At 73.5% G+C, this 15,230-nt stretch carries 11 protein-coding genes, 1 tRNA gene and 1 riboswitch; of the genes, 2 read left to right on the top strand and 10 right to left on the bottom strand.

Features of this window, described 5'->3' with window-relative positions; translation table 11 throughout:
• Nucleotides 1-36 precede the first annotated feature (36 nt).
• Nucleotides 37-351, bottom strand: a complete 315-nt coding sequence (locus J5Y04_RS33080) for a multidrug efflux SMR transporter (protein WP_209416091.1) — start codon at nucleotides 349-351, stop codon at nucleotides 37-39.
• Between the two features lie 44 nt (nucleotides 352-395).
• Nucleotides 396-461, bottom strand: a riboswitch (guanidine-III (ykkC-III) riboswitch).
• Nucleotides 462-699: 238 nt separating this feature from the next.
• On the opposite strand from J5Y04_RS33080, the gene J5Y04_RS33075 reads away from it, so the two are divergent.
• Nucleotides 700-771: transfer RNA gene (locus tag J5Y04_RS33075), tRNA-Cys, on the top strand.
• A gap of 121 nt (nucleotides 772-892) precedes the next feature.
• Here the strand turns inward: J5Y04_RS33075 and J5Y04_RS33070 are convergent.
• The 6 genes from J5Y04_RS33070 to J5Y04_RS33045 all read right to left on the bottom strand — a co-directional run bounded on the left by J5Y04_RS33070 (nucleotide 893) and on the right by J5Y04_RS33045 (nucleotide 8,460).
• On the bottom strand, nucleotides 893-3,220 hold the full coding sequence (locus tag J5Y04_RS33070) for a xanthine dehydrogenase family protein molybdopterin-binding subunit (protein ID WP_209416090.1): 2,328 nt from the start codon (nucleotides 3,218-3,220) through the stop codon (nucleotides 893-895).
• Nucleotides 3,217-4,614: a 2Fe-2S iron-sulfur cluster-binding protein gene (locus J5Y04_RS44050; protein ID WP_374106159.1), complete on the bottom strand. Its 1,398-nt coding sequence runs from the start codon at nucleotides 4,612-4,614 to the stop codon at nucleotides 3,217-3,219. The genes J5Y04_RS33070 and J5Y04_RS44050 overlap by 4 nt, the downstream gene beginning before the upstream one ends.
• Nucleotides 4,611-5,477 carry a xanthine dehydrogenase family protein subunit M gene (locus J5Y04_RS33060; RefSeq protein ID WP_209416142.1) on the bottom strand — a complete coding sequence of 289 codons (867 nt, stop codon included), beginning with the start codon at nucleotides 5,475-5,477 and terminating at the stop codon, nucleotides 4,611-4,613. Before J5Y04_RS33060 ends, J5Y04_RS44050 begins: the two co-directional genes overlap by 4 nt.
• A 357-nt stretch (nucleotides 5,478-5,834) precedes the next feature.
• Entirely contained in the window at nucleotides 5,835-7,445 is a 1,611-nt protein-coding gene (locus J5Y04_RS33055; RefSeq protein WP_209416089.1) for a beta-N-acetylhexosaminidase, read from the bottom strand.
• Nucleotides 7,446-7,530: 85 nt separating this feature from the next.
• The gene (locus tag J5Y04_RS33050; RefSeq protein ID WP_174315682.1) at nucleotides 7,531-7,812 is read right to left on the bottom strand and encodes a DUF3039 domain-containing protein; all 282 of its coding nucleotides are present in this window, start codon (nucleotides 7,810-7,812) and stop codon (nucleotides 7,531-7,533) included.
• A gap of 63 nt (nucleotides 7,813-7,875) precedes the next feature.
• Nucleotides 7,876-8,460, bottom strand: coding sequence for a YqgE/AlgH family protein (locus J5Y04_RS33045; protein WP_209416088.1), 585 nt, complete (start codon nucleotides 8,458-8,460; stop codon nucleotides 7,876-7,878).
• Between the two features lie 312 nt (nucleotides 8,461-8,772).
• On the opposite strand from J5Y04_RS33045, the gene murA reads away from it, so the two are divergent.
• Entirely contained in the window at nucleotides 8,773-10,113 is a 1,341-nt protein-coding gene (murA, locus tag J5Y04_RS33040) for a UDP-N-acetylglucosamine 1-carboxyvinyltransferase (RefSeq protein ID WP_209416087.1), read from the top strand.
• Between the two features lie 73 nt (nucleotides 10,114-10,186).
• On the opposite strand, the gene J5Y04_RS33035 is transcribed toward murA, so the two are convergent.
• The 3 genes from J5Y04_RS33035 to J5Y04_RS33025 all read right to left on the bottom strand — a co-directional run bounded on the left by J5Y04_RS33035 (nucleotide 10,187) and on the right by J5Y04_RS33025 (nucleotide 15,111).
• Nucleotides 10,187-10,468 carry an HU family DNA-binding protein gene (locus J5Y04_RS33035; protein ID WP_030059737.1) on the bottom strand — a complete coding sequence of 94 codons (282 nt, stop codon included), beginning with the start codon at nucleotides 10,466-10,468 and terminating at the stop codon, nucleotides 10,187-10,189.
• 510 nt (nucleotides 10,469-10,978) lie between these two features.
• A complete protein-coding gene (locus tag J5Y04_RS33030; protein WP_209416086.1) occupies nucleotides 10,979-12,451 on the bottom strand; it encodes an NAD-dependent malic enzyme in 1,473 nt (490 codons plus the stop codon).
• Nucleotides 12,452-12,807: 356 nt separating this feature from the next.
• Complete coding sequence (locus tag J5Y04_RS33025; protein WP_209416085.1) at nucleotides 12,808-15,111, bottom strand: UvrD-helicase domain-containing protein; 2,304 nt, start codon at nucleotides 15,109-15,111, stop codon at nucleotides 12,808-12,810.
• Nucleotides 15,112-15,230 lie beyond the last annotated feature (119 nt).

Below are 15,230 nucleotides of genomic sequence, written 5' to 3'. Positions count from 1 at the left end.
CGGTGGCCGCCTACTCCGCAGGGCTTAGGTCCCGCCTCAGTGCAGCGCCTTGAGGCCCACCACGCCGGAGACGATCAGCAGCAGGCACCCGATCCGGGCCGCCGTCGCCGAGTCCCCCAGCACCGCCATGCCGTACAGCGCGGTGCCGACCGCACCGATGCCGACCCAGACCGCGTAGCCGGTGCCGATCGGGATGGAGCGCATCGCGTACGCCAGGCCGCCCATGCTCAGTGCCAGCGCGATGCCGAAGACGACGGTGGGGACGAGCCGGGAGAACCCCTTGGACGACTCCAGGGCCACTGCCCAGACGGTTTCCAGGACGCCGGAAACGATCAGAACGAGCCACGCCATGACGACAGCACCTCCGCAGTCAGCAGCGGCCGGGTTGCCGCTGTGCTGCGCCGTCTTGTCGTCACCGGGTACGACGCGCTCGTCCGGGGCGGCCTTCGAGCGGCCACCTGTCTTCGACGGTAGCACAATCCGCCATACAGAATTTACAAACGGATATTGACGTTCTCCCGCCCATTCCGCCAAGATGAATTCACCAACACGGCGAACGACGACAGGAGTCGGCAATGGACAGGAAGACGGCGGCCCCCGCGGCCCCCCGCACCTGTGCCGCCGCTCCCCGGTGTTGTCGCGCCTGTCGCTGCTGCCGCTGCGCCTGAGCCGCACCCGCAGTACAGCTCCACCCCCCACGGCCGTGTGCCCGAGTGGTTGAGGGAACCGCCTGCAAAGCGGTTTACACGGGTTCGATTCCCGTCATGGCCTCCGTGAAACGAATTGCCGGTCGGCGCTGATTCAGCCGACCGGCAATTCGTCGTTCCATTTCACCCCGGGGAATTTCCCGGGAATTCGCCGGAGGGCGGCCGGCCGGCCGCCCTCCGGCGGGTCAGCCGGTGACGGCGTCCTCGGGCCGGATGGGCAGGCGGCCCACCGGCAGACCGGTCGCGGCGCGGACCGCCGCGGCGACGGCGGCGGGGGCGACCACGGCCGGGGCGGCGCTGACCGCCTTGGCGCCGAAGGCGGCGACCACGTCGCGCTCCTCCAGCAGGGCGGCGATCCGGACCTCGGGGGTGTCCAGGGCGGTCGGCAGGCGGTAGCCGGTGAGGGAGGGGTTCATCAGCAGCCCGCCCTCGGTGCGCAGGTCCTCCAGCAGGGCCAGGCCGACGCCCTGGGCGACGCCCGCCTCGATCCGGTCCTCGATCTGGCGCGGGTTGAGCGCCCGGCCGACGTCCTGGGCCACCGTCATGTCGACCACCCGGACGGCGCCGAGCTCGATGTCCACGTCCACCACGGCCCGCATCGCGCAGAACGCGATGGAGACGAAGGCGTCGCCCTGGCCGGCCTCGTCCAGCGGCTCGGTCGGGTGCGGGCGGCACTGCGCGGTGGCCCAGAGCTCCTTGCCCTCCAGCGCCTCGGCGACCGGCATGCCGAGCACCCCGTCGTACGAGGTGATCTTCCCGTCGGAGATCTGGAGCAGCTCGACCGACATCCCGAAGTTGGCGGCGATCGGCTGGAGCAGCTGGTGACGGACCATCAGTGCGGCCCGCTCGACCGCGCCGCCGGAGACCCAGGTGTGCCGGCCCCGGGCGGACGGCCCGGCGATCGACTGGTCGCTGTCGGCCGGCGCGATGTACACCTCGCTGACGCCCAGCACCGTCTGCACGATCTGCCGGGCCAGGGTGGCGAAGCCCTGCCCGGAGTCGACGGCCGCGCAGATCACCGTGGCGTGGTCACCGCTGACCCGCACCGTCGCGGTGGAGACCTCGTCCTCGCCCTCGGCGCCCAGCATGTGCACCATGCCGACCGCGTAGCCGATGCCGCGCCGCACCGCCGCCGGGTCACCGGCACCGCCGGGCCCGCCCGGCAGCAGCCACTCGGCGTCCGGGTCGTCCACCGGCAGCGCGGGCAACGGCTCCGAGGAGACGGCGTCCAGCAGCGCGGCCACCGGCGCGGGGCAGGTGACGGCCTGTCCGGTGGGCATCGCGTCACCGGTGGCCATGGCGTTGCGGCGGCGGATCTCGACCGGGTCGACGCCGACCCGGGCGGCCAGCTGGTCGAGCTGGGACTCGTAGGCGAAGCAGGCCTGGAGCGCGCCCTCGCCGCGCATCCGGCCGGCCGGCGGGTTGTTGGTGCGCACCGCCCAGGCGTCCACGAAGACGTTCGGGCAGACGTAGGGGCCGACCGAGAAGGCGGTGGCGGCCGCCAGCGCCTCGGCGGAGACGTCCGCGTACGCGCCGCCGTCCAGCAGGATCTGCGCCTCGACCTTGACCAGCCGGCCCTCGGCGTCGGCGTGGTGGCGGTAGCGCAGCAGCGCGGGGTGCCGGGAGGTGTGGGTGTGGAAGGACTCCTCGCGGGTGAGCGTCATCTTCACCGGCCGGCCGGTGCGCAGTGCCAGCAGCGCCAGGGTGACCTGGAAGGAGAGGTCCTCGCGGTCGGAGGTGGCGCCGGGCACGCCGGTGACGACCAGCCGCACCCGGTCCGGTTCCAGGCCGAGGCAGGTGGCGGTGCGGTCGCGGTCCCCGTGCGGGTCCGTGGAGGACAGGTGCAGCTCGACGCCGCCGTCCGGGCGCGGCACGGCCAGGCCCGCCTCGGCGCCCAGCGGCGCCGGGTCCTGGCGCCCGACCTGGTAGAGCCCCTCGACGACGATCTCGCCGGCCGCCTCCGGGTCCCCGGTGCGCAGCGGCAGGTGGCGGAAGAGGTTGCCGTCCGGGTGCAGCGCCGGGGCGGTGAAGGACTGCTCGGGGTCGGTGACCGCCTCCAGCGGCTCGTAGTCGACGACGATCAGGCCGACGGCGAGGCGGGCGGTGTCCGGGTGGTCGGCGGCGACGGCGGCGACCGGCTCGCCGTGGTGGCGGACCACCCCGGCGGCGAGCACCGGCCGGTCGGCGACGATCGGGCCGGCCGGGGCGCCGTCGAAGCCGCCGTCCGGGCCGGCAGGCAGGTCGGCGGCGGTGACCACGGCGTGCACGCCGGGCAGGGCGAGCGCGGCGGAGGTGTCGATGCCGTTGATCCGGGCGTGCGGGTGGGGCGAGCGCAGCACCGCGCCCCAGAGCAGGCCCTCGGCCCAGAGGTCGGCGGCGTAGGGGTAGATGCCGAGCGCCTTCGGCAGGGCGTCGCTGCGCAGCGGGGAGCTGCCGAGCCCGAACGGCTCCGCTGCGCCGCCCTCGTCACCGTCCTGCTGGGGTGCTGCGCCGATGTCGGTAGGCGACGTCATGATGCGTGGTCGTCCTCGGGGAGCCGGATGCCGTGGGCGGGGGTGGCACCGTACGGGACGCCGGCGGGGGCTGTGCCCTCGGCCGGGACGCCGTGCGGGGGCGTGGCGACGTACGGCGTGCCGTGCGCGGGCGTGCCGTCGAAGGCGGGGGCCTCGAAGCCGGGGCCGTCGAAGGCGGTGCCGTCGTACCCGGTGCCGTCGAAGGCGGCGGCGGGTACGGGGACGCCGTGCGCGGGGGTCGGCTCGTAGACCGGGCCGTCGTACGGCGAGGCGGCCTCGTACGGCGGGGCGGCCTCGTACGGCGGGGCGGCCTCGTACGGCGGGGCGGCCTCGTAGCCGGGCTGCGGATAGCCGCTGCCGGGGAAGGCGCCGGGTACGTAGCCGCCGTGGGCCGGGGCGGGCTGCCCGCCCATCCCCTGCATGCCGACGTCGTGCACGCCCGTGCCGTGCCCGGCGCTCTCCTGGCCGCCCGCCTCCTGGTAGACGGTCTGCTCGGGGTAGCCCTGCTGCGGGTAGTAGCCCTGGCCGTCGGCCTGCGCGGGGATTCCCGGCACGGGCGGCAGCACCGCGGTGTCGTAGACGCCCGTGTCGTAGCCGCCCTGGCCGTCCGGCGTGCCGTACTGCATGCCGACGCCGACGCCCGTGCCGGCGGTGGTCCCGACGGCGGCCTGGACCTCCTCGGCGGGCGGCTGCGGGACGTGCTCGATCCAGGCGTCCTCGTCGGTGTACACCGTCGGCTCGGCCGTCCGCCCGGGCTCCTCAGGCGCGGCCGGGAGCGGGGTCCCCGCGTTCTGGGCGGCGGCCTCCCCGGCCGGTTCCCCGGCGGGCGCGTCCCCGGGGTCCTCGGTCTCGACCGCGCGCGCGTCGGCGATGCTCTGGACCGCGGCCAGCACGCCCCGGTAGCCGGTGCAGCGGCAGAGGTTGCCGCAGAGCGCCTGACGGGCCTCGACATCGGTGGGCCGGTGGTTGCGCTGGAGCAGGTCGTGGACGGCCATCGCCATGCCGGGCGTGCAGTAGCCGCACTGCACCGCGCCGGACTCGGCCAGCGCCTGCTGGACGTCGCTGGCGCCGCCGGCGGCCGAGAGGCCCTCGACGGTGTTGATCTCGCTGTCCGCGGCCAGTGCGGCGGGCACCAGGCAGCCGGCCACCAGCTGCCCGTCGACCTGCACCGAGCAGGCGCCGCACTCGCCCTGCTCGCAGCCGTCCTTGGCACCGGCCAGGCCGAGCCGCTCGCGCAGCACGTAGAGCAGGCTCTCGCCGATCCAGGCGTCGGTGACGGGCCGCTCGAAGCCGTTGACCCGCAGCGTGTAGGAGGCGCAGGGGCGCAGCTCGCGGCTGACGGGCGCGTGGTCGAACAGACCGGCGTCGAGGGTCTCGATGGGGTCAGTGGTCACTTCAGCGCCCTTCCCAGTGCCCGTCGGGCCAGCACCGACACGGTACGCCGTAGCCGGACGGCGGCCGCGCTCGGCCCCTCGGTCACGGCCTCCCAGGCGCCCTCGGCGCCGTAGCTGTCGGGCACGCAGGCGGCGGCCACGTACTCGCCGAAGGCGGCGGTCGCGGCCGGGTCGATCTCGCGGCTGCCGTCCCAGTCGATGCAGCCGGCCACCCACGCCTCGGCCTCCAGCGGCCGCAGCGGTACGGGGGCGACGGCGCCGACGGCGCAGCGCACGGCGCGCCGGGCGGGGTCGAGGACGAGCGCGACGGAGGCGGTGGCGCGGGCCGGGCCGCTGCGGCCGGTGGCCTTGAGGAAGACCTGCGGGGCGTGCAGCAGCGGGACGCGCACCCAGGTGAGCAGTTCGCCGGGGCGCAGCGGGTCGAGGCCGGTGAGCAGGTGGCTGACCGGGACCTCGCGGGTGGCGCCGGCCCGCGCGAGGGTGACGCTGGCCTCCAGGGCGGTGAGCACCGGGAGGGTGTCGCCGGCCGGGGCGGCCGTGGCGATGTTGCCGCCGAGGGTGCCGACGTTGCGCACCTGCGGGGGTCCGGCGGTGCGGGCGGCGTCGGCGAGGGCGGGGATGAGCGCGGCGAAGTCGGGCCGGTCCATCCGGGCGTGGGTGAGCCCGGCGCCGAGGACGGCGGTGCCGCCGTCCTCGTAGCGCCAGCCGCGCAGTTCGGTGATGCGGCCGAGGCCGATCAGGGCGGCGGGGCGCAGCCGTCCGGCGTTGACGGCCTCCATCAGGTCGGTGGCGCCGGCCACCGGCACCGCGGCCGGGTGGGAGGCCAGCGCGTCGACGGCCTCGTCGAGGGAGGCCGGCAGCATGATCGTCCGGTTCACCTGGGTCCCACCGTGCTCCACTTGCTCATCGATCGCCTGCCGCCCGCGGGCCTCGGCCGGGGTGTCCGCGTCGGCAGCCCGGCCTGGCCCGTAGGGTACGGGCGATCGGGCCGGGTTGGGCAACTCTGGCACACAATGCTCGATGATCATTTCGGGGCGGGCGAACGGAACTGCCCGATTGGGACGGATACCGGGCGGTATCTGCTCCGGCCCGGACCGGACCGAAGCAGATGTTCATCTGTTCTTGACGTCGGATGGCCACTCAGAAGTTCCCGATCGCCTCGGGGACCCTCGTCCGTCAGACGGCCGGCAGTTCCCGATCGCCTCGGGGACCCTCGTCCGTCAGACGGCCGGCGGCGGTCCGTCGAGCGGGCGGCCGAGCACGCCGGGCCGGCGCTGCCAGGGGTGCGGCCCGGCGGCCGGCCGGTACTCGACGCCGAGCGCGTCCAGCACGGCCCGGTGGGCCTCCATCCGGCGCTCGAAGCCGGCGTAGTCGCGCGCGGCCGGGTCGGCGGGCAGTGCGGACCAGGCGACCTCGGCGAAGGCCGCGAGCCGGGGGAAGGCCCGGTAGTCGACGTCCCGGGCGCTGTCCATGAACTCGGTCCACAGGTTGGCCTGGGTGCCGATCACCCGGCGGGCCGCGGCCCCGTCCAGCTGCGCCGGCACCGGCTCGAACCGGTAGACGTCCTCCAGGGTGCGGACGAAGCCGACCGGGACCGGCTCGTCCTGGCCCGGCGCCTGCCGGTGGTCCAGGTAGACGTGCTGCTCGGGGCACATCACCACGTCGTGACCGGCCTGCGCGGCGGCGATCCCGCCGCCGTAGCCGCGCCAGGAGGAGACGGCCGCACCGGGGGCCAGGCCGCCCTCCAGGATCTCGTCCCAGCCGATCAGCCGGCGCCCGCGCCCGGCCAGCCAGCGGTCGAAGTGCCGGATCACGTGGCTCTGCAGCTCGTCCTCGTTGGCCAGGCCCAGTTCCCGGATCCGCGCCTGGGCGGCCGGGCTGTCCTTCCACTGCTCCTTGGGGCACTCGTCGCCGCCGAGGTGGATGAACTCGGACGGGAAGAGCTCCAGCACCTCCTCCAGCACGCCCTCGAAGAAGCGGAGGGTGGCCTCGGAGGGGTTGAGCACGTGGTGACTGACGCCCCAGTCGGTCCACACGCCCAGCGCCGCGGTGTCCACCACGTCGGTGTTGCCCAGCTCCGGGTAGGCGGCGATGGCGGCCTGCGAGTGGCCCGGCAGGTCGATCTCCGGGACGACGGTGACCGCCCGCTCGGCGGCGTACGCGACGATCTCGCGCACGTCGTCCTGGGTGTAGAAGCCGCCGTGCGGGCGGTCGTCACGCCGCCCGCCGGCCCGGTAGCCGACCATCGAGCGCTCGCGCCAGGAGGCCTGCTCCGCCAGCCTCGGGTAGCGCTTGATCTCCAGCCGCCAGCCCTGGTCGTCGGTCAGGTGCAGGTGCAGCACGTTGAGCTTGTGCGCGGAGAGCTGGTCGACGAAGCGCAGGACGTCGGCCTTGGGGAGGAAGTGCCGGGCGACGTCCAGCAGCGCGCCGCGCCAGGCGAAGCGGGGGGCGTCCTCGATGTCGGTGCCCGGCAGCACCCAGCCGCCGCCCCGCAGCGGGGCCCGGCGGTAGGCGTCCGGGCCGAGCAGCCGGCGCAGCGTCTGCGCGCCCCAGAGCGCGCCGGCCGGGCCTCCGGCGGTGATCACGGCGTGGCCGGGGCGCACCGAGAGCCGGTACGCCTCGCCGGCCAGCGTCTCGTCGTGCACCAGTTCGACGCCCTCGCCGGGCCGCCCGGGGGCGAGCGGCAGTCCGGTCGCCGCGGTCAGCGAGGTCCGCAGCCACCGCTCGGCACCGGCCAGCGCGGGCGGGGCGGTGAGGGTGGTGCCGCGGTCGAGGGGGAAGTCCTGGTCCTGGAGGCGGACGGAGCTCAAGGGGGCGGGTATGAGGTCCATCCCGCCATCCTGCCCCCGCCCGGCTCAATTGGCATAGACCACTTCGCGAAATGGTCCACTGTGCAAAACGGCCGGGGCCGGCGGGCTACTTGTCGTCGCCGCCCTTGCCGTCCTGGGGCTTGCCGATGCCGTCGTAGATCTCCTTGCACATCGGACAGACCGGGTACTTCTTCGGGTCGCGCCCGGGCACCCAGACCTTGCCGCAGAGCGCCACCACGGGGGATCCGGAGAGCGCGCTCTCCATGATCTTGTCCTTCTGGACGTAGTGCGCGAAGCGCTCGTGGTCGCCGTCCCCGTTGGACACCTGCGGGACGGGCTCGACCAGGGTGCCGGTGCCGAGGCCGCGCTCGGGCTCAAGAGTGCTCATGAGTGCCAAGTCTATGGGGGCCCCGGGAAAGCGGGCCAGTGTCGCGCCCGGGACGGTCGCACGTCAGTTCAACGTGGGGTCGTCCGGGTACGTCGCGAGCAGTGCCAGCGGGCCGCGCTGGCGGCGCAGCACCGCACGCCAGAGCCGCTCCGGCTCGGGGCTGGAGATGTCGCCCGGTTCGCAGTCCACCAGGTACCAGGCGCCGGATTCGACCTCCGCCTCCAGCTGCCCCGGCGACCAGCCCGCGTACCCGGCGAAGATCCGCAGCCCGCCCAGCTCCCCGGCCAGCACCTCGGGCGGCGCCTCCAGGTCCACCAGGCCGATCGCGCCGTGCACCCGCCGCCAGCCGAGCGGTTCGACGGTGCCCGGCTCCCCCGGTGCCACCGCCAGGCCGAGCGCCGAGTCCAGGGCGACCGGTCCGCCCTGGAACACCACGGCCGGCGGACCGACCAGGCCGCCCCAGCCGTCCAGCACACTGCCGACCTTGACCGGCGTCGGTCTGTTCAGGACGACGCCGAGCGCCCCCTCGGCGTCGTGGTCGAGGAGGAGCACCACCGCCCGCGCGAAGTTCGGGTCGGTGAGCACGGGGGTCGCGACGAGCAAACGGCCGGTGTGGGACCGGCCTCCGTGCGAATGGGCCGCCGTCATGCCTCACATGATCCCGCAGAACCCCCGGGGGCGGACACCGCAACACGGAGACCGTCCGCACGGCCGCCGCCGCGCCGCGCGAACACCCGTACGGACGCACCGGCGGGCGCGACACCACCCCGAGAGAGCACCATCACGGGAGAGGCTCACGGGAACCACCGATACGCCCACTACCATCTACTGATGGTGGACGCCCTTATACGGTGCCGACTCGGTCACGCCGGGGGCCCGAACGCGCCCGTACGACCGGTCCACCGCCGGCTCCCGACCGGAGCCCCACCCACTCCTCTGGCACCCCGGATTGCGAGAACGATGACCGACGACGTCCTGCTGGTTCACGGCGGAAACCCGCTCGAAGGCGAGATCCGCGTCCGTGGTGCGAAGAACCTGGTCCCCAAGGCCATGGTCGCCGCCCTGCTCGGGCAGGGACCCAGCAGACTGCGCAACGTCCCGGACATCCGCGACGTCAAGGTGGTCCGCGGCCTGCTCCAGCTGCACGGCGTGACGGTGCGCACCGGTGACGAGGAGGGCGAGCTGATCCTCGACCCCTCCCACGTGGAGAGCGCCAACGTCGCCGACATCGACGCGCACGCCGGGTCCTCGCGGATCCCGATCCTGTTCTGCGGCCCGCTGCTGCACCGCCTCGGCCACGCCTTCATCCCGGGCCTCGGCGGCTGCGACATCGGCGGCCGCCCGGTCGACTTCCACTTCGAGGTGCTCCGCCAGTTCGGCGCCACCATCGAGAAGCACCCGCAGGGCACCTACCTGGTCGCCCCGCAGCGGCTTCGCGGCACCAAGATCGAGCTGCCCTACCCGTCGGTCGGCGCCACCGAGCAGGTCCTGCTCACCGCCGTCCTCTGCGAGGGCGTCACCGAGCTGCGCAACGCGGCCGTCGAGCCGGAGATCGTCGACCTGATCTGCATCCTGCAGAAGATGGGCGCGATCATCACCATGGGCACCGACCGGACCATCCTGATCACCGGTGTCGACGAGCTCTCCGGCTACAACCACCGCGCGCTGCCGGACCGCCTGGAGTCCGCCTCCTGGGCCTGCGCGGCACTGGCCACCAAGGGCGACATCTACGTCCGCGGCGCCCGCCAGCTGGAGATGATGACCTTCCTCAACACCTTCCGGAAGGTCGGCGGCGCCTTCGAGGTGGACGACGAGGGCATCCGGTTCTGGCACCCGGGCGGCGAGCTCAAGGCGATCGCCCTGGAGACCGACGTGCACCCGGGCTTCCAGACCGACTGGCAGCAGCCGCTGGTGGTCGCGCTGACCCAGGCCACCGGCCTGTCCATCGTGCACGAGACGGTGTACGAGTCGCGGCTCGGCTTCACCGGCGCGCTGAACCAGATGGGCGCCCACATCCAGCTCTACCGCGAGTGCCTGGGCGCCACCCCGTGCCGCTTCGGCGCCCGCAACTTCCTGCACTCCGCGGTCGTCTCCGGCCCGTCCAAGCTGATCGGCTCCGAGCTGGTCATCCCGGACCTGCGCGGCGGCTTCTCGTACCTGATCGCGGCGCTGGCGGCCGAGGGCACCTCGACCGTGCACGGCATCGACCTGATCAACCGCGGCTATGAGAACTTCATGGAGAAGCTGCGCGACCTCGGCGCCCACGTCGAGCTGCCCAGCGAGCAGCTGGTCACCGCCTGACCGGCGGCCCCACCGACGCCGAGAGGCCGGGCTCCCCGAAGGGAACCCGGCCTCTCGGCGTTCAAGGGGTTGCTCAGGCGCCCTTGGCGGCTTCCTTGAGCTTGGAGCCCGCGCTCACCTTGGCGCTGTAGCCGGCCGCGATCTGGATCGGCTCGCCGGTCTGCGGGTTGCGGGCGGTGCGGGCAGCGCGGTGGGTGCGCTCGAAGGTCAGGAAACCGGGGATGGTGACCTTCTCGTCGCCCTTGGCGACGACCTCGCCGACGATCTCGGCGAAGGCGGCCAGAACGGCGTCGGCGTCCTTGCGGGTCACCTCGGCGCGCTCGGACAGCGCGGCCACCAGCTCACTGCGGTTCATGTGTACTCCTGTGGTCTGTTCGCTTGCGGTGTGCGGGGGCCCATCGGTGCTCCCTCCGGGGGGCACCCGGATAGGCCGCAGGTCCGCACACTGTGCTCATTCAGGCAATGCGTGGTCGCAGGCCGGGTTCGTACCCCGTGCCGCGGCGCCGGTGCCGTCGAAGGCCCGCCTGCCTGCCCGGATACGAATCCTGCCCCGTCCGGCCCCGAGAAAGCCAATCGGGCCCCGGCCGAGCCACCCGAACAACGCCCGCCCGCCGGAGGTGTGATGCTCCGTCGGCTCCGGCGGACCGGGCGCGGGCGGCGGTCGGGACGACACGCCGGAAGACCAGGGGGACGTTCCGTACTTGTCGGACACGCCTGCCCCGTGCAGGGCTACCGTACGCCCTAGGCACGACAAGCCCAAACACGCCCCTCGCCCTTGTGTCGCAAGGGTTCGGGGCGGGCTTGGGTGGGTAAGCGCGCTATTCGGTCATTTGACCGATCCGCGACACGCGCCGCGGGGCCGCCGTCAGAGCTTGACGGAGGGGAAGGAGGAGGTGTCGAGGGTGCCGACGATGCCCGGGGTCGGACGGGACGGTTCGCGCTCCTCCTGCACGCCGGCCAGCGCGGCGTCACGGACGGCGGCGGCCACCGTCTTCGCGACGTCCTTGTGGAAGACGCTCGGGATGATGTAGTTGGCGTTCAGCTCGTCGTCGGCGACGGTGGTGGCCAGCGCCCGGGCGGCGGCGATCATCATCTCGGTGTTGACCGTCCGGCTCTGGGCGTCCAGCAGGCCGCGGAAGACGCCCGGGAAGACCAGCACGTTGTTGATCTGGTTCGGGAAGTCGCTGCGGCCGGTGGCGACCACGGCGGCGGTCTGCCGGGCGATCGCCGGGTCGACCTCCGGGTCCGGGTTGGCCAGTGCGAAGACGATCGCGTCCGGCGCCATGGTGGCCAGGTCGTCGCCGTCCAGCACGTTCGGGGCCGAGACGCCGATGAAGACGTCGGCGCCCGCCACGGCCTCCTTGAGGCTGCCGGTGCGGCCCGAGCGGTTGGTGTGCTCGGCGATCCAGCGCAGCGAGTCGTTGAGGTCCTCACGGCCCTGGTGGACCACGCCCCGCACGTCCGCGACGGTGGCGTGCTCGACGCCGGCCGCCAGCAGCAGCTTGAGGATCGCGGTACCGGCGGCACCGGCGCCCGACATCACCACGCGGATCTCGGAGATGTCCTTGCCGACCACCTTGAGCGCGTTGGTGAGCGCGGCCAGCACCACGATCGCGGTGCCGTGCTGGTCGTCGTGGAAGACCGGGATGTCCAGGGCCTCGCGCAGCCGGGCCTCGATCTCGAAGCAGCGCGGCGCGGAGATGTCCTCCAGGTTGATGCCGGCGAAGCCGGGGGCGATCGCCTTGACGATGGCCACGATCTCGTCGGTGTCCTGGGTGTCCAGGCAGATCGGCCAGGCGTCGATGCCGGCGAAGCGCTTGAACAGGGCCGCCTTGCCCTCCATCACCGGCAGCGCGGCGGCCGGGCCGATGTTGCCCAGGCCCAGCACCGCCGAACCGTCGGTGACCACGGCGACGCTGTTGCGCTTGATGGTGAGGCGGCGGGCGTCCTCGGGGTTCTCGGCGATCGCCATGCAGACCCGGGCGACACCCGGGGTGTAGATCATGCTGAGGTCGTCACGGTTGCGGATCGGCAGCTTCGAGGACATCTCGATCTTGCCGCCGAGGTGCATCAGGAAGGTACGGTCGGAGACCTTGCCGATCGACACGCCGTCGATCGTGCGCAGCTTCTCGACGATCTCCTCGCCGTGGGCGACCGAGGACGCGGCCACGGTCACGTCGATCCGCAGCGCCTCCAGGCCGGAGGCGGTGACGTCCAGGCCGGTGACCGAACCGCCGGAGGACTCGACGGCCGTGGTGATCGCACTGACGGCATTGCCCCTGGCCGGGACCTCCAGCCGCACCGTGATCGAGTTGGAGACACTGGGCACCGTCGCCATCGACGTTCCTTCTTCCGTCCTCAGTTGCTTCAACAGATTGTTGAAGGCTTCGCCTGCGCATGCTAGACCTCGATCGTCGCACCTACCAGGCTGTAGCCAGAAATAACGTTCATTGAGTGTGCGAAGTCGACAACTTCTTGCCTCAGCGGGCCGATGCGTTACATTGGACGGGACACCGGCTCGATCCAAGCCCCCGGGCCCAACCTTCGTCCCTTCGAGGGACCACTTGCCGCGAGGCGAGCATGGCGGGTCGGTGTCATTAACGTCTGAAGGCCCCTCACCGTCGGTGAGGGGCCTTCTTCGTGCCCGGTGAGGGGCCTTCTTCGTGCCGCCCGCCCTGACGGGCGGTCAGCAGGTCAGCCGTCCAGCAGGGCCGGCACGCCGTCCGCGTCCGGCAGGTCGTCCGGACCGGAGAGCACGGTCAGCCGCTGGGTCGCCCGGGTCAGCGCCACGTAGAGCACCCGCAGGCCCGCCTCCGACTCGCCGGCGATCCCGGTCGGGTCGGCCACCACGGTCGCGTCGTACTCCAGGCCCTTGGCCTCCAGGCTGCCCAGCGCCACCGCCCGCTCGCCCAGGCCGTCGATCCACCCGGCCGCCTCGGCCCGGCGATCCATCGGCACGACGACCGCCACGGTGCCGTCCACCTCCCCCAGCAGCCGCTCCAGCTCCGCCCGGGCCGCCGCGCCGAAGGCCTCCGGCGACGGGTCCGTGACGGCCGCGAAGCGCGGCTCCACGCCGACCCTGCGCACCGCGCTCGGCGACGGCGTGCCCGGCGCGGCCAGCGCCAGCACCTTGGCCGCCACCTCGGCGATCTCGGCCGGGTTCCGGTAGTTCACGGTCAGCGTGTAGCGACGGCGCGGCTTGCCGGACAGCACCTCGTCCAGCGCCGCCTGCGCCTCGCCGGGGAACGGCCAGGAGGACTGCGCCGGGTCGCCGACGATCGTCCAGGTGGCCATCCGGGCGCGGCGGCCGATCATCCGCCACTGCATCGGGGTCAGGTCCTGCGCCTCGTCCACGATGATGTGCGCGTACTCGGTGCGCTCCACCGGCACCCTCTCGCGCTGCCTGGAGTTGCGGTCCGCGAACGTGGTGACCTCGTCCAGGCCGCTCAGCAGGTCCACCGCGTCCACCTCGCGGACCTTCGGGCGGACCGGCTCGCCGAGCAGCACCTGGAGCTCGTCCACCAGCGCCACGTCGTGCGCCGACAGCTCGCCCTCGCCGCGCTCGGACAGGTGCCGCCACGAGCCGGCCAGCAGCCGGGCCTCCTCCGGGGTCACGGCGCGGCGGGCGATCCGGTTGGTGTGCCGGGTCTGCTTCAGCGTGCCGAGCACCCGGCGCGGGGTCACCGCGGGCCACCAGGCGTCCAGGAAGTCCAGGAACGCCGCCTCGTCCGAGACGTAGTCGTCGAAGGCCTCCTTCTCCTCCTGGCGCTGCTCACGGGCGTAGTGGTCGGACGGCTTCGGCAGGTGCCGGGTCGCCTCCTGCCAGAGCGCGTCCAGCAGCAGCCGGCGGGCGCGCGGGCGGAGCAGGTTCAGCGGGGTGCCGCCGGAGCCCACCACGTTGCCACGCACGGCCTTGAGCCGGCCGGCGTCCAGCCGCAGCACCTCGCCGCGGGCGACCACCTTCAGCTCCTGCGGCGCGCCGAGCTCCAGCGCCGCCCTGGCGGCCCGGCGCAGCAGCTGCACCATCCGGGCCGAGCCCTTGACCCGGGCGGCCTCCGGGGTGTCGTAGACGCCCGCCTCGATGCCGTCGACCAGGGAGCCGACCGCGCGGATGGCGACCTGCCCCTCCTCGCCGAGCGAGGGCAGCACGCCCTCGGTGTAGGAGACCAGCAGCGGGGTCGGGGAGACCACCAGGATGCCCCCGGCGTAGCGGCGGCGGTCCTGGTAGAGCAGGAAGGCGGCGCGGTGAAGGGCGACGGCCGTCTTGCCGGTCCCGGGGCCGCCGGTGACCAGGGTGGCCCCGGCCGCGGCGGCGCGGATCACCTCGTCCTGCTCCTTCTGGATGGACGAGACGATGTCGCGCATCGAGTGGCTGCGGGCGCGGCCGAGGGAGGCCATCAGCGCACCGTCGCCGACCACCGCCAGCTCGCGGCCGTCCAGGGTGGGGGTGAGGTCGGGGCGGAGCAGGTCGTCCTCGACGCCGACCACCTTGCGGCCCTTGGAGCGGATCACCCGGCGGCGGATGACCCGGCCGGGCTCCAGCGGGGTGGACCGGTAGAACGGCGCGGCGGCCGGCGCCCGCCAGTCGATCACCAGCGGGCCGTACTCGGCGTCCAGCACACCGAGCCGGCCGATGTGGAGGGTCTCGGCGACGGCGGGGTCGGCCGGGTCGAGCGGGGTGTTCGAGGGGATGCCGTGCTCCTCCGGCGCGTCGGCCTGCTGGAGGTCGATCCGGCCGAAGAGGAAGTCCTCGAACTCGTTGTTGAGCCGCTGGAGGTGGGCGCCCGCCCGGTAGACCTGGGCGTCGCGCTCGGCGAGCGCGCCGGGGGTGCCGACCTGGACGCGCTTGGCGGCGTCCTCCAGGATGTACTCGGCCTCGGCGAGCTTCTCCTCCAGGCGGTGGTAGACCGTGTCCAGGTGGTGCTGCTCCCCGGCGATCTCGCGCTCGCGGACGGTCTCGGAGTCGGTGGCGGCGGTGGTGTCCGTATTGCTCTGCATGGCCTCGGTGGTAGCGGCGGGAGTCCGGCTCTGGGAAACGAGCGGACGGAAGATCCTACGCCCCGCCGCTCCGTTGCGCCGCACCGGGAGGGGAAATCGCGAAGGCCGCCCTCCGCTGA

This window comes from Kitasatospora sp. RG8 (assembly GCF_017813315.1).
Taxonomy (GTDB): Bacteria; Actinomycetota; Actinomycetes; order Streptomycetales; family Streptomycetaceae; genus Kitasatospora.
The sequence above is the reverse complement of the archived record's forward strand: the minus strand, read 5'-3'. Positions and strand labels throughout refer to the sequence as shown.